General features: G+C 43.0%; 16 protein-coding genes. 4 read left to right on the forward strand and 12 right to left on the reverse strand.

All coding sequences use genetic code 11. From position 1 onward, the window contains the following. Positions 1-11: 11 nt before the first annotated feature. The 8 genes from FO442_RS16715 to FO442_RS16750 all read right to left on the reverse strand — a co-directional run bounded on the left by FO442_RS16715 (position 12) and on the right by FO442_RS16750 (position 8,723). Positions 12-719, reverse strand: coding sequence for a signal peptidase II (locus FO442_RS16715; RefSeq protein WP_144334363.1), 708 nt, complete (start codon positions 717-719; stop codon positions 12-14). 1 nt (position 720) lies between these two features. Beyond that, the gene (locus FO442_RS16720; RefSeq protein WP_144334364.1) at positions 721-1,101 is read right to left on the reverse strand and encodes a TraR/DksA family transcriptional regulator; all 381 of its coding nucleotides are present in this window, start codon (positions 1,099-1,101) and stop codon (positions 721-723) included. Positions 1,102-1,356: 255 nt separating this feature from the next. Then, entirely contained in the window at positions 1,357-2,142 is a 786-nt protein-coding gene (gene rsmA / locus FO442_RS16725) for a 16S rRNA (adenine(1518)-N(6)/adenine(1519)-N(6))-dimethyltransferase RsmA (RefSeq protein ID WP_144334365.1), read from the reverse strand. Beyond that, a complete protein-coding gene (locus FO442_RS16730) occupies positions 2,132-2,458 on the reverse strand; it encodes a DUF4286 family protein (RefSeq protein WP_144334366.1) in 327 nt (108 codons plus the stop codon). Before FO442_RS16730 ends, rsmA begins: the two co-directional genes overlap by 11 nt. Before the next feature lie 84 nt (positions 2,459-2,542). Further along, positions 2,543-5,503, reverse strand: coding sequence for a MopE-related protein (locus FO442_RS16735; RefSeq protein WP_144334367.1), 2,961 nt, complete (start codon positions 5,501-5,503; stop codon positions 2,543-2,545). 161 nt (positions 5,504-5,664) lie between these two features. Further along, entirely contained in the window at positions 5,665-6,252 is a 588-nt protein-coding gene (locus FO442_RS16740; RefSeq protein ID WP_144334368.1) for a riboflavin synthase, read from the reverse strand. 6 nt (positions 6,253-6,258) lie between these two features. Beyond that, on the reverse strand, positions 6,259-7,701 hold the full coding sequence (locus FO442_RS16745) for an O-antigen ligase family protein (protein ID WP_144334369.1): 1,443 nt from the start codon (positions 7,699-7,701) through the stop codon (positions 6,259-6,261). A 2-nt stretch (positions 7,702-7,703) separates the two neighbouring features. Further along, complete coding sequence (locus FO442_RS16750; protein ID WP_186280211.1) at positions 7,704-8,723, reverse strand: Wzz/FepE/Etk N-terminal domain-containing protein; 1,020 nt, start codon at positions 8,721-8,723, stop codon at positions 7,704-7,706. 88 nt (positions 8,724-8,811) lie between these two features. Here FO442_RS16750 and FO442_RS16755 point away from each other — a divergent pair, with 88 nt between their 5' ends. The 3 genes from FO442_RS16755 (at position 8,812) to lepA (ending at position 13,086) form a co-directional block, all read left to right on the forward strand. Beyond that, positions 8,812-9,684 carry a bestrophin family protein gene (locus tag FO442_RS16755; RefSeq protein ID WP_144334371.1) on the forward strand — a complete coding sequence of 291 codons (873 nt, stop codon included), beginning with the start codon at positions 8,812-8,814 and terminating at the stop codon, positions 9,682-9,684. A 205-nt stretch (positions 9,685-9,889) separates the two neighbouring features. Further along, complete coding sequence (locus FO442_RS16760) at positions 9,890-11,203, forward strand: T9SS type B sorting domain-containing protein (protein ID WP_186280213.1); 1,314 nt, start codon at positions 9,890-9,892, stop codon at positions 11,201-11,203. An 86-nt stretch (positions 11,204-11,289) separates the two neighbouring features. Next, the gene (gene lepA / locus FO442_RS16765) at positions 11,290-13,086 is read left to right on the forward strand and encodes a translation elongation factor 4 (RefSeq protein ID WP_144334373.1); all 1,797 of its coding nucleotides are present in this window, start codon (positions 11,290-11,292) and stop codon (positions 13,084-13,086) included. A gap of 324 nt (positions 13,087-13,410) precedes the next feature. Here the strand turns inward: lepA and FO442_RS16775 are convergent, their stop codons facing one another. From FO442_RS16775 to FO442_RS16790, 4 genes are all read right to left on the reverse strand, one after another. Next, complete coding sequence (locus FO442_RS16775; RefSeq protein ID WP_144334375.1) at positions 13,411-13,767, reverse strand: hypothetical protein; 357 nt, start codon at positions 13,765-13,767, stop codon at positions 13,411-13,413. A 4-nt stretch (positions 13,768-13,771) separates the two neighbouring features. Next, positions 13,772-14,059: a hypothetical protein gene (locus tag FO442_RS16780; protein ID WP_144334376.1), complete on the reverse strand. Its 288-nt coding sequence runs from the start codon at positions 14,057-14,059 to the stop codon at positions 13,772-13,774. Between the two features lie 455 nt (positions 14,060-14,514). Beyond that, positions 14,515-15,264, reverse strand: coding sequence for a LytR/AlgR family response regulator transcription factor (locus FO442_RS16785; protein ID WP_144334377.1), 750 nt, complete (start codon positions 15,262-15,264; stop codon positions 14,515-14,517). 126 nt (positions 15,265-15,390) lie between these two features. Continuing rightward, positions 15,391-17,589, reverse strand: coding sequence for a tetratricopeptide repeat protein (locus FO442_RS16790; protein ID WP_144334378.1), 2,199 nt, complete (start codon positions 17,587-17,589; stop codon positions 15,391-15,393). Between the two features lie 597 nt (positions 17,590-18,186). On the opposite strand from FO442_RS16790, the gene FO442_RS16795 reads away from it, so the two are divergent. Beyond that, positions 18,187-21,138: a leucine--tRNA ligase gene (locus FO442_RS16795; protein ID WP_144334379.1), complete on the forward strand. Its 2,952-nt coding sequence runs from the start codon at positions 18,187-18,189 to the stop codon at positions 21,136-21,138. Positions 21,139-21,221: the final 83 nt, after the last annotated feature.

Genomic DNA, 21,221 nt, shown 5'->3' on the forward strand with positions numbered 1-21,221 from the left:
ACCTACCAATATTAATTTTCTGTATTTTCTTCGGTTGAAACCGAACTTGCAGTTGAGACTGCCTTTTTCTTATTTTCCTTCGGAAAGTATTTCCGTTGTCTGATAATGATCATGATAACCCCGATGCTGATTGAAGCATCCGCCACGTTCCAGATGGCAGGAAAAATTTGGTTGTCGCCATTTTCATCATACCACGGAACCCAGGATGGCCATTCCATATTGAATTGGAACATATCGACCACATTCCCAAGTAGAAACCCGGTATGCCGTGTTTCGTACTTTCCTACGATCCCACAATCCGTCCAAATGCCCGATCCTTCCAAATGGTTGAACCCGATGCACGGATCGTAATCAAAAATAAAATCGTAGAACATGGAATCGATCAGGTTGCCTGTTGCCCCGGCAAAAACCAGCCCGATTGCGATCAGGAATTCCGTTTTAGCACCTTTGCGCCATTGTTTAATGAAATAATACGTGATTCCCACGCTGGCAAAAATGCGGAAGATACTCAGTCCTAATTTGGCCCAAATGCTTGCTCCAAACGTGGTCCCGAATGCCATTCCCTGGTTCTCGATATATAACAAACGGAACCATGAACCGATCGCGTTGACCGGTGGATCGTAATAATTAAACGTGGTTTTAACCCAAATTTTGGTTACCTGATCAATGAGCAATATGCAGAATACCGCTATTAAAACGATATAGAGTTGTTTCTTCAACTTATTTGTTTTGCATGTTTTTAGCTTCGATGCTCAACGTAGCATGCGGTACCAGTTTCAACCGCTCTTTTTGGATCAGTTTACCCGTTACGCGGCAAATTCCATACGTTTTATTCTCAATACGCATCAAGGCATTTTTCAGGTTTTCGATGAACTTCTCCTGACGGGCTGCCAACTGAGCCACTTCTTCACGGGATAAAGTCTCTGATCCGTCTTCCATCATATTGAAGGTTCTGCCCGTATCATCTGTTCCATGGTTGTCATTCGACAAAGATGCTTTCAGCATATCGTAATCGACATTCGCCTCTTTCAACTTCTCGTTGATCAATTGACGGAATTCTTCCAATTCACTATCTGAGTATCTTGTTTTCTCTTGTGACATTGCAACGTAATTTTTGAAATTCGCACAAAAATAATCGAATTTTCAGAGGAGTAAAGCGAAAAGGATGAATGGTAACAATTACTTATTCACAGAATTCAGCTGTCAGGAGACCATTTTTGTTGGTAAACCCTTGAAAACACTGAAAAACGGGAGGATTCTCAGAAAATGTTAAAGTGAGCTAATATTCCGGCATCCGGCGATCCTTATTCCCCATTTTAGTAAAGAACACTTAAAAATCTTTTTGCAACGTGAATTTTATACGTTGGTCCGGTGTTTTTCCACCCAGTTCGTCAACTCAATAAACTCCTCTACACCCAGCCTTTCCGGGCGCAATTGGAGCATCGGGTTTTCTTCGTAGTTTTCGGGGAGCAATGCCTTAATGGAGTTCCGGATTGTTTTGCGCCGCTGATTAAAAGACATTTTAACCACTTGCTTGAACAATTTTTCATCGCAGGGCAATTTCTCCCTGCCGTTTCGTGTGCAACGGATCACTCCCGATTTTACTTTCGGTGGCGGATCAAAGACCTGTTCGTCTACGGTGAAACAATACTCGATGTCATAATATGCCTGCAATAACACGCTTAAAATTCCGTAGGTTTTTGTTCCCGGTTTTTCTGCAACACGCTGTGCTACCTCTTTCTGGAACATTCCCATGATTTCGGGAATCGAATCCTTGAGGTCAATGCACTTAAACAAAATCTGGGAAGAGATGTTGTAAGGGAAATTCCCCACAACGGCAAAGGGTTTGTCGCCAACAATGGTAAGCGGGTCAATCTTCAGGAAATCCCCGAAGGTGATCTTTCCTTCCAATTGGGGAAAATGCACTTTCAGGTATTCGATGGATTCTTCATCCAAGTCCATCACATACAACTCTGTTTCTTTGTCCTGCAGCAAATACTCTGTCAGGGCACCCATTCCGGGACCGATCTCAATCGCAGTTTTCACACCCTGATGGTGCTTAAACTGCTCCGCAATCCGTTTACAGATATTCTTGTCTTTCAGGAAATGCTGTCCTAAATGTTTTTTGGCTCTAACGCTCATGCCGGAAATGTTGAATAACGTTTAAGGTGCTTCTGAAAGCCGCAAAACGCCCTTCATATCTTGTCTTATGATCAATCTGTAAGGCCGCAGCGTGGTTGTTCTGATAGTCGTCCAAATGATCCTGGCTATATGCTATATAAGTCATGGCATACGTACATCCGCCTTCTTCCAGCTCATTCATTTTAGACATCCGGCTTTCCAAAAAACAGCCTGTTGCCATTACTGCCGGAATGTGGACTGTTCGCATCCAATTCACCCAATCCTGCTCAACAGCCGGATCCAGGCTTACCGTAACATTGTAAATAATGTGTTCCATTGATGCAAAGATACGAAATGGAGCATTTAAATAAGTAGGGGTGCGATTAATCGCACCCCTACTTATTATTTTTTGATTTCCTGATTAGTTTTTCACCCAGCGAACCAAAGCAGTTCCTGAAGCGGAAGTCAATCGAATGATGTACACTCCCGGAACCAATGAGTCCGTATTGAACTCTAATTCGTTTGCTGATTTCTGAACGGATGTCAACACTAATTCTTTTCCGTCAAGACTTGCAAAAGTTACCTGGAACCCGTTCCATCCGTTGTTCATGTTCAAAACTACCGAACTTGTTCCCGGGTTCGGGTATACATTTAAGTTAGCCAAAATCGATTCTTCGATTCCCAATACTCCGTCTACTCCGTCACAGTTCTCGTCAATCCCGTTTCCGGTATTGTCTGTTGCTCCCGGATTGATTGCTGCATTCGTATCATCACAATCGTCGGCGTTTGTAACATACCCTGCCGGCTGCGTACAATCTGTTATTGTAGATCCTGCGTCACCATAAGTATCGTTGTCTGCATCTTCGTAATACGTAATTTGTGTAAATCCTTCATCAATGTTTCCATCACAGTTGTTGTCAAAACCGTCACATACTTCTGTTGCTCCCGGATTCACCTGATCATCTGTATCGTCACAATCATCTGCGTTGGTTACAGACCCGGCAACCGGAGTACAGGAAGCAGTTCCCGCATCAGCTGCATCACCAAATCCATCTCCGTCTGCATCTACATAATACATTTCTTCTGCACCGATCTGATCGTCGTTGTCATTACAATCTGTATTATCAGCAACATGGTTTGCCGGTTGAAGGCAAGCTGTCTGGGAAGAACCTGCGTCACCCAATCCGTCACCATCCGCATCAGCATACCAAACCGCACCCGGGAATTCTTCTGCATTTGCGTCATTACAATCTGTGTTGTCAAGAACATATCCCACCGGAGCTGAACAATCGGTAACAGAAACCGAAGGATCTCCAAAACTATCACCATCTGCATCGGCATAGTAGGTTTGAGTTGGTAAGGCATTGATAGTACCAATCACAGTTACATTATCGTGACGGTAAGTAGACCCTGTTTGTCCGATTTCTGTAATATACCATCTGAATTCAATGGCAGAGGTAATATTGTCAAAAGCAGCACCTAAATTGATCGTATCTGTTTTATAACTGCTGTTCGGCAATTGTTTTGTTGCGATATCCGTTGCAAAATTATCCAGGCTTGAACGCAAGTGAGCAATTGGAGTTAATCCTGATCCACTTGTTTTGTGCGTAAAGATAATACGGTTCAAATCCATTTCATAACAATTTGAAGGAGTCACCGTGAAATTGAAATATTGCGTTAAATCAACAGTACCGGTTGTATTAAATCCGGAATAATTAAACACATTTGCTGCTGCTGCACAAACCAAAGTACTTCCGGTTGCACCGTAATTACCGAAACTTGCATTCGCCGGTTGAGTTGTTACACCAACTACCGGAGCCGCACAGTCATTTCCCTCGAATTGGTACATTCCCAATACCGTTCCCAATGTGTTCAAGTCAGAACCGTCACAATCTTCGTCAATTCCATTATTCGGAATTTCAGTTGCTCCCGGATAAACAGTGTTACTGTTATCGTTGCAATCTGTATTGTCCAATACGTAGTTTGCAGGAGGTGTACATGTTGTTTGAGAAACAGCAGGATTTCCATACATATCTCCGTCTAAGTCTTCGTAATACGTTTGTGCTGCTCCGATTGCGTTGTCTGAATCATCGCAGTCGTTGCCATTAGAAACATAATTTATTGGTGCAGAACAGGCAATTTGCGTAACTGCCGGGTTACCCAATCCATCTCCATCAAAATCTTCATAAAAAGTTGATCCGACAGTAATCGCACTGTTTGTATCGTCACAGTCATCAGCATTTGTAACATATCCCGGTATAGGTGCGCAACCTGGTTGGGAAACAGCGGGGTTTCCGAATCCGTCCGTATCAAAATCTTCGTAATAAGTAATGGATCCTGTGATCGTTAAGTTAATCGTAATGATGCTGTCACAGTTTGCTGCGTTGGGAATGGTATCCATATACGTTCCGGAAGTCATATACGTTTCATCATTTGACGGAACGGTATAAGATCCGCAAGCCACCGGAGAAATCGTTGCTGTTGTATTATTCTTGATAGTCAAGTTGATCGTAATGATACTGTCACAGTTTGCTGCGTTGGGAATGGTATCATGATACACTCCCGAAGTGTTATATGTTTCATCATTTGACGGAACCGTATACGATTCACAAGCAGAAACGCTGATAGTATTCGTGGTGTTACATGAAACCGCTCCGGTAGGAGTTACGTCAGCCCATGTTGACCCTGCGCGAATTTCATCGATTTCCAGGTTACCTGTATTGCCCCCCTCACGAAGATAAATTGTCGCAAAATTGGTAAATGATGTGGATGTTCCGCTATTGTTCGTTGCACTTGGTGTTGGTTCCGCTCCTCCGATTACCGGATTCACAAACAGGCTTGCCATATTCGGAGCAGTTGTATTATCATATTTCACAACCACCAAAACCGTTGTCCCAACAGGATATTCCGCTGTAACATAGGATTGTGTAGGAGTTCCTGAAGTAGTATTCTGGATTCCCAATTGAAACGTATTTGGGGCAACACCTGTTTTAATATAAGTTCTTGCCACTAACGGACTTGCTCCCGGACCTCCGAATCCAATAAAATAGTCCCCTCCGGTCGAAAGGTCATTCATATTTTGAACTTTCAACAGAAATGATAGATATCCAACACCGGTTATTCCGGAAATTGAATGGTTAATATCCTCCGTGTTCGCTTCATTTAAAGCTATTCTATTCCCACTTGAAGCAGCAAAACCAGAGTAACTCAAACTAGCCCCGTCATCAGAAGGTGTCGTTAAGGTTGTTATTTGACCGACAATTCCGCTATGGTTAGACCAGCCATTCGTAACCAATGTTCCGTTATATGTGAACTGATCCACAATCTGAGCATTTCCGAAGCATGCCAGAAATAAAATAGGTATTAGTAAAAGTCTTTTCATTTTTTGAAATTTTTTTGCCAAAGGTATGAAAAGAGGAAGGTATGATCCTAAAAATTTTCTAGTTGAAACTGATGCAGCTAAATTTTAGTAAAAAATTAAATACCTGATTGATAGCGATTTATAAAAACTAAATCGATTTAAGTTTAGGTATTATTAAATCATTAAGCTTTTTGTTGTTCCATTAAGCGGGCAACATATTTTCCAATAATATCAAATTCCAAATTGACTTTTGTACCCACTTCAAACCTATGGAAGTTGGTATGTTCCTGTGTATACGGAATAATGCAAACCGAAAACAATCCTTTTTCGGAATCTACGACTGTTAAACTCACTCCATTTACGGTAATGGATCCTTTTGCCACTGTCGGCTGGTCAAAATCATACCGGAAAGTGTACTTCCAGCTTCCGTTCAGATCTTCAATCGAAACACAAGTTGCTGTGGTATCCACATGTCCCTGTACAATGTGCCCGTCTAATCGTGCGCCAAGCAACATGCACCGTTCCAGGTTTACTTTCGATCCGACTTCCCAATCGCCCAGGTTGGTTTTATCCAAGGTTTCCTGAATTGCAGTCACCACATATGTGTCTCCTTCAATTTTGACAACTGTCAGGCAGCAACCATTATGTGCCACACTCTGATCTATTTTTAATTCGTGGGTAATGGCAGCTTCTACCGTAAAATGAACATTGCTCTGATCTTTTTCAATCGCAACAATGGTTCCAAGTGTTTCGATAATACCTGTAAACATGCGGAATTACTTTGATGATTGGCTTTGCATCGTATGCAAACGCGCTCTTAAGGCTATAAAGATAGCACACATTGCCCAAATAGGAACAGCTGCTTTATCTGTATCCAAAAAATTATTCAGGAACCCGTGAATAAAATAAGTCGACAAGGAAATGATGAAGCCCATTAGCAGGGTTTTGATCTCCCGGTCTTCAGCGGGCCATTGATTGTATAAGGTAATTCCTTCGTAAAAAATAGCTGCAACAATCGCGAGCATGCTCAGCATCCCGATCCACCCCATCTCTGCCAGTGGTCCCAGGTATTCACTGTGTGCATTTCCCATATTCCCGAAATTGGTTGAAATAATTGTCAGGTTCTCCGGTCGTTGAAAACGGGCGTATTCAAAAGAGTACATTCCCGGACCAAATCCAACCCAAGGACGTTCTTTGAACATGTCGATGGCACAATTCCAGCGATTGATCCGTTCCAGGTTGGAGGCATCCGTAGTCACATTGGTTGCACTTTGCAGGCGTTCACCGAATTCTTCGGTTGTATGTTCGTACTTGTTTCGGGCCAGGTCCTGCTGGATCGAATCCCAGGAAGCCCAGATATAAATCCCGACAACCAGCGTAATTCCTGCAATCCATGAAAACTTTACTTTGAAACGGATCAACAGCCAAATAACTACTCCCAAAAAAACGCTCAACCAGGCTGCGCGGGTGTAACTGAAATACAATCCCAATAAGGAAATCACCATGAAACCGATCAAAATAAATTGTAGCAAAGCACTGTGTTTGCGCGAAAAGTAAAAGGAGAAGATCAACGGTACAACCAACGCCACCAAGGCTCCATAAATGGTATGGTCCTTAAAGAAAGGCCACATCACCCAGTGACTTTCCTTTTCCCCGAAACGATATGACGCATGGACCAAAATCGTATAAGTAATTGCAACCACCATGGCGGAAAGAAACAACCACAGAAACCAGCGGATTTTCTTTGGTTCATAAAATACTGCACTGCCGTAAAACAACACCGGTACAATAAACCAGAGCCTGGCCAGGAGGAATTTCAGTGAAGTGACGGTATTTTCACTGGTGATCGATGTAAACAGGATCCAGACCAGGTAAAAAACAACGGTCCACACGATCGCGGAATTCCTTAAATAATTCGGAAAGACCGGGTACCGGAGGTGTTGGATCAACAGCAGGAGCATCGTCCCGAAAAGCAAGGGCTCCGTAGGAATGAACAACCCGAAACTGTCAGTATATTCTTCGATATTAATAGACAAGGGGGTGGCTGCGATAATAAAAAAGAACGTATACTCTGTGTAAAACAGTGCAACAAACAGAACAATCAGTGCATACGGAATGAGGGGAATGTATTCGTTATCGAACCAAAATCCGTAACCCAACAAACCGACAAATGCCAGTCCCAGGATCAACAACAAACTATTTTCCCGTAAAAAGGCCATGTTTACGCCAACTTGCGGATTTCCCTGATCTTATCCTGAATCAACAAGGCAAAAACCATGAATACAAAGGTTCCGAAAGTAGCCAGGATCATAATAATCAACCTTTTTGGTTTGTCCTTTTTATCCGCCATCACTGCACGTTCCACAATGAACTTGTGATTGAATTGGGTGTTTGCATCCGATTCTGCCTGTTCGTAAGATAGAGCAAAATCTGCCAATTTCATGATCTTTTCATTCCGCACATATTCCAATCCGTCAAATACTGCCCCGAATTCCAGGTTGATATCGATACGTCTTTTAAAATCTGCCTTATCTTCCGGATTTTTCGCTTCCACATAAGCTTGAAACAAATTTGCACGTCCTTCCAGCGGAACAACACCTAATGCCGCCAATGAATCCAGTTGATTCAAAACGGCTTCTTTGTCTCTTTCCAATTGTTCTTTCTTCCGCTTATTGATCTCAAAAGCGGGAACGGTGCGCTCCATCACCATTTCGTTCTTCACGGTATCGATCAGGTCAACGATTTTATTCGCCATGTCGGCAGCCAATTGCGGATCTCTGTCCAAGACATCGATCTGGATAGAACCATAACGGGTGCGGACAAATAAAATGTGGCTGTTGTATTCCTTTACCAATTTATAGTGCTTGTTCGCATCATCCGCTTCGATCTCGTAATGCTTCATCAAATCGAATTGCTGTACCACCTTGTCACGCACTTTGGAAGATTGCAGGATCTGGATCAACTGTTCTGCCTGTTCTTCTTCCCCGAAGTCCATGGAAGACGCTTTGGCATTCCGCTGTTCCGAAAACGATACGGTACTTGTTGCTGCGGGGAATACGATGGCGGTAGACCGATACAAAGGGGTCATCAGAAAAGCGATAACGGTAGAAACTACCAATCCGGCAGAAGTAACAATGATCAATATTTTACGTTTAGCCCATAATGTGACGAATAAATTCATTCGTTGTTCCTGCATTACCTTGCTGCCTTCTTCCATATTCGATTCAATTAAGAGTTGCAAATTTATAGTTTGTGCCAGATTAACGTGTTTTTTATCGGAAAATTATCGCTGAACCAAAATTCACTACTTTTGTTTCACAATACAACTCATGATTTCATACAACCCTAAAAGCTGGCTGGCGCTCATCTTCCACTTAACCAAAAGCGATACGATCTCCATTCTCTGGAGGGAATTGGTATTCATTTTTATTTTCACCATGGGTCTTGCCCTGGCTGAAGATTTTTTCTTCCCGAAAGCGGTAGTGCTTGAAAAGTTGTTTTCCATTTATTCGATCCTTGGATTCGTTATTTCCCTGTTGCTGGCTTTCCGCACGAATACTGCTTACGACCGCTGGTGGGAAGGACGCAAAAAGTGGGGCGAGCTTGTAAACGATTCCCGCAACTTGGCTGTCAAATTAACATCCCTGGACTTGAGCCTGGAAGACAATCATTTCTTTGGAAGGCACATCGGGAACTTTACCTTATGTATCAAAGAACATTTGCGGGAAGGAACCAATTATGCACTTTTGGACATCACTTCCGAAGAACGCGCTTTTTTGGAAAGTCTGGACCACATTCCATCCGGAATCGTGGAATTGATGTACCGTCGTTTGAATGAACTCAAAAAAGCGGGTGTGATTTCGGAAGAAGACCTATTGCGTTTGGACCGGAACCTGAACGGTTTCCTGGATTGTGTCGGAGCATGTGAACGCATCAAGAACACACCTATTCCTTACTCCTATTCCATGTTCTTCAAGAAGTTTATTTTCAGCTACGTCATTACGCTTCCGTTTGCGTTTGTGGTAAATTTCGGTTATTGGTCAGCCATCATCGCGACTTTCATTTTCTACGTATTCGTCAGCATTGAGATCCTGGCCGAAGAAATCGAAGATCCGTTCGGAAATGATGACAACGACCTTCCTACGGATGAAATGGCACAGCGTATCCAGGGAATTGTGCATACGATTTTGGATAAGCGCTAATCAATTGTGGTTGAATTACTTTGAAGGAATGACCAAATAATGGATAGTTAGACCTTCTGTTCAAAAATAAAGGTGCTAAAAACAGAATATCTTTCAAAACACCCTAGTTTTGTACTTAATGATAACGTTTACCACCATGGGTTTTAAATTAATCAGCTTTTGTTTCATCAGTTTTTTCGGTGCATTTGTTTGTTTTTCTCAAACTGTGAACGATTCTCTGATTCTTTTCGCCAATCACCAACTCTATAAAGTCAATAAAAATAATAGCGGGGTCAGTCCTTATCTGAATATTACCAATTTTCCACCGGACGATCCGTTTAGCCTTGATTGGAGTGAGCCACATCAGTGCTATTACGGAATCCAGATCTCTTTGGGAAATTCCATCTTCAAGATCTCTGAAACGGGTCTTTATACGACATTAGGTCCTGTGAATGTTCCGGGGTATACCATTTCCACCATAGAAGGAATTGCCTTTAATCCGCAGGACAATCAACTGTATGCCTCAGTGAGTCTCAACGGCGGACCATCACAAGGTGATTATTGCTCAGAAACATTGATTCGGATAAACCTGGTAACCATGCAGGGACAGATTATCGGAGTTTTTAGTCATCCAACTACGAACGCCATTGAGTCGGAAGCAGATGCTATCGAATTCGACGAACAGGGAATACTGTACTATTTTGATTGTTCCGTAAACTCAGACAGCCGTATTTTCAAACAGGATCTGACTTTTGCAAATCCGCCGGTTTTATTGTGCCAGGCTCCCTATTATTCCATGTCGGATTTGACGGTCAAAGACGGTACCATTTTTATTTCCCGGGGAGTCGGGGCTTACATTATCAATAAATGTCCTGTCACCGGAGGACCTTTGCAGCAAATGAATGTTTCGCCTACCGTTCTTTTTAACGGAACTCTTTTTCGCGGAATAACCTGGAAACCAGAAGAATGCGATCAGACGCCGATCGCAAGCTTTACTGCGACCGATAACACTACCGGCTATCCCGGATTGACAGTGCATTTTTCCAATTCCAGCCAAGGTGCAACCTTCTTTCATTTTCAGTTTGCACCGAATTTGTCTACCAATACTGCTGATGTCACCGAAATGGTTTCATGCACTTTCAATCAACCGGGAATCTATCCAGTGGTGCTTACAGCAAGCAATGGCTCCTGTTCGGATACTGATACCATCTATGTGACGATTCTTGAACCGAATCCCGGCACTGGACCTGAGCCCGATCCGGATACCGTAAAACCAATTTTAGCCAACTCCTTTACTCCAAACGGCGATGGGATCAATGATGAATTTTTCTTGACATTTCCTGATGCCGTAAAGATACACATTGGTATTTTCAACCGCTGGGGAAATCAGATGACCGAATTAAATACGCTGACTGAAAAATGGGATGGAAAAGTAAATGGCATTGAAGTATCGGAGGGTGTATATTTCTACAACTATGAGGTAACTCTTGCAGATAACACCACGGTGACCGGTCAGGGTTTTTTAACCCTGGTTCGATAGTCTGATCTTTTCTTTTTAATTCCGAAGTGTTTCCCGCACGGAATTATCCCGAATATATCTGAAGAAAAAAGCATTATCTTTGCGCCATGAAGCATATCCGCAATTTTTGTATTATCGCGCACATCGACCACGGTAAGAGTACTTTGGCCGATCGTTTGCTGCAAACAACAGGGACCATTTCTGACCGGGAAATGCAAGCGCAGGCGCTTGACGATATGGACCTGGAACGTGAACGCGGAATTACAATTAAATCGCACGCCATTCAAATGAATTACACCTTTGAAGGGCAGGAATATGTGCTGAACCTGATCGATACTCCCGGACACGTGGATTTCTCTTACGAAGTTTCCCGTTCCATCGCCGCATGTGAAGGCGCATTGCTGATTGTAGATGCCTCACAGGGAATCGAAGCACAAACCATTTCCAACCTGTACCTGGCTTTGGAACACGACCTGGAAATCATCCCGATCCTGAACAAAATGGACCTTCCCGGTGCTATGCCGGAAGAAGTGACTGATCAAATTGTGGAATTGATCGGTTGCGACCCGAGTGACGTGATCCCGGCTTCAGGGAAAACTGGTTTGGGTGTCAACGACATCCTAAAAGCCATCATCGAACGCATTCCGGCACCGACGGGAGATGAAAATGCACCGCTTCAGGCCATGATTTTCGACTCGGTATTCAATTCATTCCGTGGGATTATTGCTTATTACCGTGTAAAAAACGGGGTAATTAAAAAAGGAGATAAGGTTCGTTTCTTAAATACCGGAAAAGATTACAACGCAGACGAAGTAGGAATCCTGAAAATGGATTTGAGCCCGAAAAAGGAAGTTCGAGCCGGAGACGTGGGGTATATTATTTCGGGAATCAAAACGGCAAAAGAAGTCAAAGTAGGAGATACGATCACTTTGGCAAACAATCCGACTACGGAGGCAATCAAAGGATTCGAAGACGTGAAACCAATGGTATTTGCCGGAATTTACCCGGTAGAAACAGACGAATACGAAGAATTGCGTTATTCCATGGAAAAACTGCAATTGAATGATTCCTCTTTGGTTTTCGAACCGGAATCATCTGCTGCACTTGGTTTCGGGTTCCGTTGTGGATTCCTTGGAATGCTGCACATGGAAATTATCCAGGAACGTTTGGAACGCGAATTCAATATGACGGTAATTACAACAGTACCGAACGTATCGTATTACTGTTACACGACCAAAAATCCGGATGACCGCTTTACGGTAAATAATCCATCCGAATTGCCGGATCCGTCTACGATCGACCGCATTGAAGAACCGTATATCAAAGCGCAGGTGATCACGAAAAGTGAATATATCGGCCAGATCATGACTTTGTGTATTGAAAAGCGCGGTGAATTGAGAAATCAGGTTTACCTGACGCAGGACCGTGTCGAGCTGACTTTCGAAATGCCATTAGCGGAGATTGTATTTGATTTCTATGACCGGTTGAAATCCGTTTCCCGTGGGTATGCTTCGTTCGATTATCACCCGATTGGCTACAAGGAATCCGATTTGATCCGTATGGACATGCTATTGAACGGAGAACAACTGGATGCGCTTTCGGCATTGGTTCACCGCAGCAACGCTTACGATCTTGGAAAGAAGATTTGTGTGAAGCTGAAAGAGCTGATCCCGAGACAACAGTTCGAAATTCCGATCCAGGCTGCGATCGGGGCAAAAATTATTGCCCGTGAAACCATCAAAGCTTTGCGTAAAGACGTTACTGCGAAATGTTATGGCGGGGATATTTCCCGTAAACGCAAATTGCTGGAAAAACAAAAAGAAGGGAAGAAACGTATGCGCCAGGTGGGGAAAGTAGAAGTTCCACAGGAGGCGTTTATGGCCGTTTTGAAATTGAATGATTAAATCTATTTGATAAAATAGGGTGTAAACCCATAAAAAACAGTAGGGCGCGATTAATCGCGCCCTACTGTTTTTTTTTAATATCTCTACGCCGAGCAGCCTTTCCAGGCAAACAATGCAACGGCTATCCATACAAGACCTTTGATCAGAAAGAACAAAAAACCGGCAATTCCGACCCGCTTAAGCCATTTTTTCCGCTTAAGCGCTTTCTCCTCACCTGTCCGCTGCTCCCGGTTCGATTCTGCTGTGTGTTGTTCTTCAATCATTGCATTAAAAACCCCGATCCCGTCAATACGGGTCGGGGTAGCTGTTTTTATTTAAAAGTCCTTAATCTTCGTCTTCGTCATCTCCTTCGTCCGGAGCATCGTCATACGAATCGTCGTCGTCATCATCAGCAACATCTTCTTCCTCGTCTCCTTTTGCATCTGCTGAATCGAAATCATCTTCGAAATCTTCGTCATCGTCATCATCAACAGACGGAGATTTCAGCGTTACTTTAGGAAGTTTTACCAGGTAAATGATCTCATCGGTTTCCCATAACAAGGAATCGAATACTTCACCTGTAATCGGGTTTGTCATTTTTGTTGTACTTCCGGAAAACCCTTCCGGAAATGCGATTAATAATTGTTTCTTCTGATCGATATTCAGCTTATCATAGCTAATGATTGACTTTTTTTTCGACATGCTATTATATTTCTAGTTTGATGATACGATGTGTTGGAATAAGAACATGTTGTTTTAATACGATTGCTACATCTGTTACTGCCCAGATAGTTGTATGCACAACCTTCTCCCCACTATCGTCTGCAAAGTAAATCTTTACTTTATAATGTTCCAAATTCCCAAGCGAAATAGCACGATTGACATCCGCTTTGCGAATGGCGATCAAATCCGTATCTTCCAAAACTTCCTCTTTCGGAAAATGCAGACCGGCTACTTCTTCTTTTTCAATTTGAACAAAATTAGTTGTGTCCATTTCCATTTTTGAGCAAAATTAAATGAATTGATGAATTGAAAACTGAGTTTTCGACTAAACTTATAAAAAAACATTTAAACGATGAAATGTTTAATACTTTTCAAAGAAAAAGACCCATGAATACATGAGTCTCTAATTAGTTTAGTAGTGTTTTAGTTTGTATGTCGCGTGCGAACAATCATTAAATGATGAAAATCAGGTTGTTTCTAAGTTTTTAAATCGGTCAAGTCTTTGACGGAGATAGAACTGTATACTCTTCAATAAAACTAGAAAATGAAAAAACTGCCTCTCCATTGCAGTATTTTTCCGTTTTAACTTCAACCTAACATAGAAAACAACCTGATTCCATTCTCCTTATTTCCTCTTCTAAGATAGCTATGTAATAGAAACAGCAGGTGGAAAATGAATAAATACCGGATTTGAATGAACATTTAGTAGAACTAATTTAACAGGCCCTATAAACTTTCCAGGATTTGAAAGAAAATATCGCGTTTTGCAGGCGATAAAGGGACCTCGGAGCCATCTTTCATAACAACTGCTCCACCGTTTCCCTTATCATACCTGTCTACGAAATTCAGGTTGATCAGGTGTGACTGCTGTACCCGCAAAAAATTGTGTCCTGATAACAGGGTTTCATAATCTTTCAGAGTTCTGGAAACCAAAATTTTCTTGCCTTCCGTGAGGAAGAATGAGGTGTAATTCCGGTCTGCTTCACAACGAATGATGTGGTCCAAATCTACAACGTGGACACTTTCCTGAGTTTTCAGTACCAATCTGCGCTTTTGGTTGGGCTGAATGTTGTTCTGCAGTGCTTCAAATTGCGGTTCCTGCTTGGTATCCGCTTCTTTCATGGATTCCAGTGCCCGTTCCAAAGCTCCTCTCAATTCTTCCGGGTCCACCGGTTTCAGAATGTAGTCCAACGCGGAGAATTTAATGGCTTTAATGGCAAATTCCTCATGAGCCGTGATGAAAATCACTTCGAAATTTTTCTCCGGAACCGATTTCAGTAAATCGAACCCCGTACCATCCGGCATTTGAATATCCAAAAACACTAAATCCGGTTGGATTTCTTTGATGGCTGCCAACCCCGATTGCACATTTTCACCAACCGGAAATGTTTGAATATCGAGGTCAAATGATTCGATCATTTTAGCAATCAATTCGCGTGTTCGTTGCTCATCATCAATGATTAATACTTTTTTCATCGTTTGTTGAAGGATTTATGCCGAAAGATAAACATTTAATGGAATTAAACGTTTTGTTGGGATGTTTATTGTTATACACAGGAGGTCAACTGCCCGAATCCCTGAGCTTCAGAGCTTCCCGGATAACTACCCTATTGATCCTTCCGTCCGGTAAGGAAGATAAATATTCACCAGTGTTCCGGTTTCTTTCTCTTTGTCGTAATCTTCCATTTCCATCCGGCCCAGGATTTTGTATTTGTAACTCAGGTTGTTGATCCGGTCCTGCGTAATCTTCATGGCCATACTTTTGTGTTCGGCGCTCTTCTTGCTGTTTTTCGAACCTTTTCTCCCGATTCCGTTGTCTTCGATCATCACGTGGAGCATTTCTTCATCCTTGGTGAAGCGCACGTGAATAAATCCGCCGTCGATCGTATGCAGCTGACCGTGTTCGATCGCATTTTCAATGAAAGGTTGGGTGATCATCGGTGGAATGACTGCTTCTTCGTCTAATAATTGCTGGTTTACACTGACTTCATACTCGAAGCGATCCCCGAAACGCAGTTTTTGTGTTTCCAGGTATTTATTCAAAATATCGATCTCTGTGGTTAGCGGAATAAACTCCTTGGAAGAATTTTCCAGGATCAGCCGCATCAGTTTAGAGAAATTGATCAGGAATTTCGTGGAGTTCTTCGTGTCATTCTCATAAATGTAACTCTGGATCACAGACATCGCGTTGAAGACAAAATGCGGGTTCATTTGCGAACGCAACAAGGTTTGATTCATTTCTGCTTCCCGCTGCAATTGCCGGATATTCCGCTGTTTCCAGCGGTTGTAAATGATGAATGCTCCAAGCGCCAGTAAGACGATAAAACCGATGATGATATACGTTTGGAAAATATTCCGCAATTCGGTGTTTTCCTTCTCTTTCCGCTGTAATTCGATGGAATCTGCCTGGATCGCGATCAGGCGTTCACGTTGTTCTGAACGGTACAACTCCGATAATTCGGCAATTTTTGCGCTCACTTCCACAATCCGGGCACTATCCGAATAATCCGAGTACATATCCAGGTACCGGTATGCCAGTTTCATATTGCCCGTCTTTTTATATACATCTGCAATTTCTTTGTACGAAGGATAAATTCCACCGATGTAACCGTATTGCGAACGGATATCAATAGACCGGTTCAGGTAATTCAGTGCATTTTTATATTTTCCCTGCTCGGCAAAAACAGTTCCCACCAAATGGTAAACACTGGCTATTTCAGACCGGTTCGAAGCCGATTCAAAATAAACCAGTGCCATGTTGTAATAACGCAAGGCCTCATTGTACTTTTTTTGTTCGTTGAAGGCATTTCCCAAATACTTGTGCGCCAATCCCAACCCATCCTGGTCGTTGTATGATTGGAGTGTGCGAACTACCCGTTTTAAGTCAGCAATGGCTTCATCATACTCCTTTTTTGCCAGTTTCACCAGGGCAATATCGGTCTCGGCCAGCCCAACCAACCGGAAATCCTGGATCTTCAATGCCGTTTCACGTGATTGTGTGAAGAAGTTATTGGCATTATCGTAGTTAAAAATCTGGTACTGTGATTCCCCTATCTCTCTTTGGTATTGGGCAATCTGGGGATAGTCACCCGCTTGTTTTGCCAGTTGAAGGGCAATGAAGTTCTTGGAAACCGACAACTCCACCTGTCCGAAGAAATTGTAGATCGCCGATTGCATGTTCACACATTTTGCGGTCAGTGATTTATCGGTTGAACGACGTGCATATTGAATGGAGGTTTCGGCAAATTCCAGTGAAGCGTCTCGCTTGTTTTGCTCCATGTTCAGCTTTGCCAGCAAGCGGTTTGTCTCTGCGATCAGTGCATAACTCCTTAGCTGTTTCGAAAAGCGCAGGGCCTCCTTCAAATAAATATCCGCTTGTTCGAACTCACGAAAAGCGATGTGGTATTCAGCCAGTAAATGAAAAATGTGGACCTGGTTCAGTTTGGAGTCCGTGCGCGACAAATACGGCTGCAACTGAAGGATTTTAGCATAATAAGCCGTTTTGTTTCCAAGCAATGCTTCGACCCGCAGATCAAAAATCAATGCCTGCAACTTGGCAGAATCCGATTCTGTGCGACTTGCATCAATAATCGCATAGCGGATCGAATCTGCCTTTTGTACGTTGTTTAACTGGTAGTATTTACCGAGTGCTACCTGCCGCCAAAATTTCTTGGTATTGTCTTTCTCGTTCAGGTAAGCTTTCCGGTAACTTGCCTCATCCCCATTACCTGCAAATGTCTTCTTTGGAGAACCAAAAAGACAAACGAACAGGATCGAAAAGGAGAGAATGAACCGAAACATGGACTAAAAATAGCTTTTTTCGCAAAGAAAGACTTATCATCCCAGCATTCGAAGGAAAAATAATTTTATCAGCACAGCGACCTATACACCCCTTGTGCCGAAAGCGTCAAAAAACAAACAACTGAATTCTACCAATTGTTATTACGTCTCACTGCTCATGGCCGGCTCTTAGCTTCATTCTTTTTGACAATAAAAAAGTAAGCTCTTATAAAAAAACCGGATCAATATGCGTCGCAATGGCGCTTTCTCGGTTTATGTTTTTTCGGTTTTCTTGGTCTGAAATCCTTTTTCTTGCCAAAAGAAGAAGCTTTCATTTCCAAAGCGGACGTGCTTTGATTAGTAACTTGCTCAGCAGCGTTTACTGAACCTGCAACTCCAAAAAGGAAACCCGCTGCTAAAAGAACGGAGGAAATACGGAAAGTCATAAGCTTTGATTTTAAGCAATATAACAACAAAAAATAAAATGGTTACACCTCAATCTTTTTTCATGCGGATAAAAATGTGTGATTGGCGGTAAGTGGCTCTATTTTGGTATCTTTGCGCCTTCGCCGGAGCTTCCGCGCAAGCGTTGCCCCGCTTTTTTAGTCAGTTAAAAGCATGGAATACAATTTTAATGAGATCGAGCGCAAATGGCGCAAATACTGGGCAGACCACAAAACGTTTGCTGCTGAAGACAATTCTGCCAAACCGAAATACTACGTATTGGATATGTTCCCTTATCCATCCGGGGCAGGTTTGCATGTGGGTCATCCGCTCGGTTACATTGCTTCCGATATCTATGCGCGTTACAAACGCCTGAGAGGTTACAACGTATTGCATCCGATGGGTTATGATTCATTCGGACTTCCGGCTGAGCAGTATGCCATCCAAACCGGACAGCATCCTGCTATTACGACAGAACAAAACATTGCACGTTACCGCGATCAATTGGATAAAATCGGTTTCTCCTTCGATTGGGACCGGGAAGTGCGTACCTCATCACCGGAATATTATAAATGGACCCAGTGGATCTTCAAACAGATCTTTAATTCGTGGTACAATACCCAAACAGATCAGGCTGAACCAATCGATTCGTTGATTGCGCTATTCGAACAGGAAGGTAATGCAAACGTTCAGGCTGTTAGCGAGTTTACTAACTTGTTTACAGCAAACGACTGGAAAAATTATTCTGAGAAAGAGCAATCGGACATCCTGATGGAATACCGCCTGGCTTACCTGGCTGATTCCTGGGTAAACTGGTGTCCGGCTTTGGGAACGGTTTTGGCAAATGACGAGGTCATCAACGGGCTTTCCGAGCGGGGCGGACATCCGGTGGAACAAAAACTGATGCGCCAGTGGTCCATGCGGATCAAAGCATACGCAGAGCGTTTATTGACAGGCCTGGAAACAGTTGACTGGACAGACGCGATCAAAGATATGCAGCGCAACTGGATCGGTAAATCGGTTGGAGCTTCGGTAAAGTTTAAATTGGACAAAAACCATCCCCCTTTGTCCCCCTTCAAAGGGGGAGAGGAATTGGATCCTTCGATAGAAGTTTTCACCACCCGCCCGGATACCATTTTCGGTGTTTCGTTCATGGTTCTTGCTCCGGAGCATCCGTTGGTAGATGAAATCACTACTGCGGAATACAAAGACGCTATTGAAGCTTACAAAACAGCTGCTTCTTTAAAATCAGAGCGCGACAGACAAGCAGATGTGAAAAATATCACCGGGCAGTTTACCGGAGCTTACGCCATTCATCCGTTCTCGGGAGAGAAAATCCCGGTTTGGATCGGTGATTATGTATTGGCTTCCTACGGAACAGGTGCTGTTATGGCCGTTCCTTGCGGAGATCAACGCGACTGGGATTTTGCGAAACATTTCGACATTCCGATCAAGAACATTTTTGAGAATGTGGATATTTCCCAAGGAGCTTACTCCGAGAAAGAAGGAACTATTGCGAACTCTGATTTCTTAAGCGGATTGCCGATCAAAAAAGCGATGGCAGTTGCGATTGCGAAAATTGAAGAATTAGGTCTTGGTTTAGGAAAAACGAACTACCGTTTGCGCGACGCGATTTTTTCCCGTCAACGTTATTGGGGTGAACCTTTCCCGGTTTACTATAAAAACGATATCCCGTATTTGGTCGACGATGCTCATCTGCCGATCGAATTGCCGGAAGTAGACAAGTATTTGCCGACAGAAGACGGTGAACCGCCATTGGCACGTGCTGAGAAAAGTGCGTGGAAATACTCCGAGGGCGACCGCATGGAATACAATACCATGCCGGGTTGGGCCGGAAGTTCTTTCTACTTCCTGCGCTACATGGATCCGCACAACGAGAACCAGATTGTTTCGAAAGAAAAAGCGGATTACTGGAACCAGGTGGATCTGTACATCGGAGGTTCGGAACACGCAACCGGTCACCTGTTGTATTCCCGTTTCTGGTGCAAGTTCCTGTACGACCGCGGTTACATTTCCTTTGATGAGCCGTTCAAGAAGATGATCAACCAGGGGATGATTTTGGGGAGAAGTAGTTTTGAACATAGGGTCCATCATGGTATTTTAACTTCGATCAAAACGGGCGAGCAATTAAAAAATAATGCTCCTTCTATTTATGTATCATATGATCTCATTGAAAAATTTACTGAGAAAGACTATTTAGAGTTATTGTCAAACATTAATCCTGATTTTACTTCAATTCCATTCCCGACTTTCAAAAAAGGGGAAATTAAATTTGTTCCTCATCACGTGGACATCAGATTTGTCGATAATGATTTCTTAGATCTTGAAACATTTCAAAAGGAATGGAACTTTGGGAATACTAATCCACATTGGGTAAAAAATTCAGAAAATAAGTTCTTGTGTAGCTCTGAGATCGAAAAAATGTCCAAGTCCAAGTTCAACGTCCAGACTCCGGATGAGCTGGTAGAGAAATTCGGGGCAGACACCCTGCGCATGTACGAAATGTTCCTAGGCCCATTGGAGCAAACGAAGCCGTGGGATACGAAGGGAATTTCGGGAGTGCACAACTTCCTGCGCAAACTGTGGCGCTTGTTCTACGAGAACGGCAATGTGATCGTAACGAATGAGCCTGCAAGCAAGGAGTCTTTGAAAACGCTTCACAAAACGATCAAGAAAGTAGAAGACGATTTGGAGCGTTTCTCGTTCAACACGAATGTTTCAAACCTGATGATTTGTGTGAATGAACTGACAGACCAAAAATGCCATTCGAAAGAAGTGCTGGAGCAATTGGTGATCCTATTGGCTCCTTACGCTCCGCATGCTGCAGAAGAATTGTGGTCGGAAGCATTGGGCAACCCTGCTGGAACCATTTCAACAGCTGCTTTCCCAAAATTTGATCCGGAAATGCTGGTAGAAGCAAATGTTTCTTATCCGGTTTCTTTCAACGGGAAAATGCGTATGAAAGTGGATCTGCCGACAGCATTTTCTGCAAAAGAAGTAGAAGAAGCGGTATTGGCGATGCCGGAAGCACAAAAATGGCTGGAAGGAAAAGCTCCGAAAAAAGTCATTGTAGTTCCGGGGAAGATCGTGAATATGGTAGTGTAAATTATTGTTTAGAATACATAAATGAAACGTGGGACGATTCATCGTCCCACGTTTTTTCTTTCCCGCAAATGCGCAAATTTCGA

This window comes from Fluviicola chungangensis, assembly GCF_007558725.1.
GTDB classification, from domain to species: domain Bacteria; phylum Bacteroidota; class Bacteroidia; order Flavobacteriales_D; family Crocinitomicaceae; genus Fluviicola; species Fluviicola chungangensis.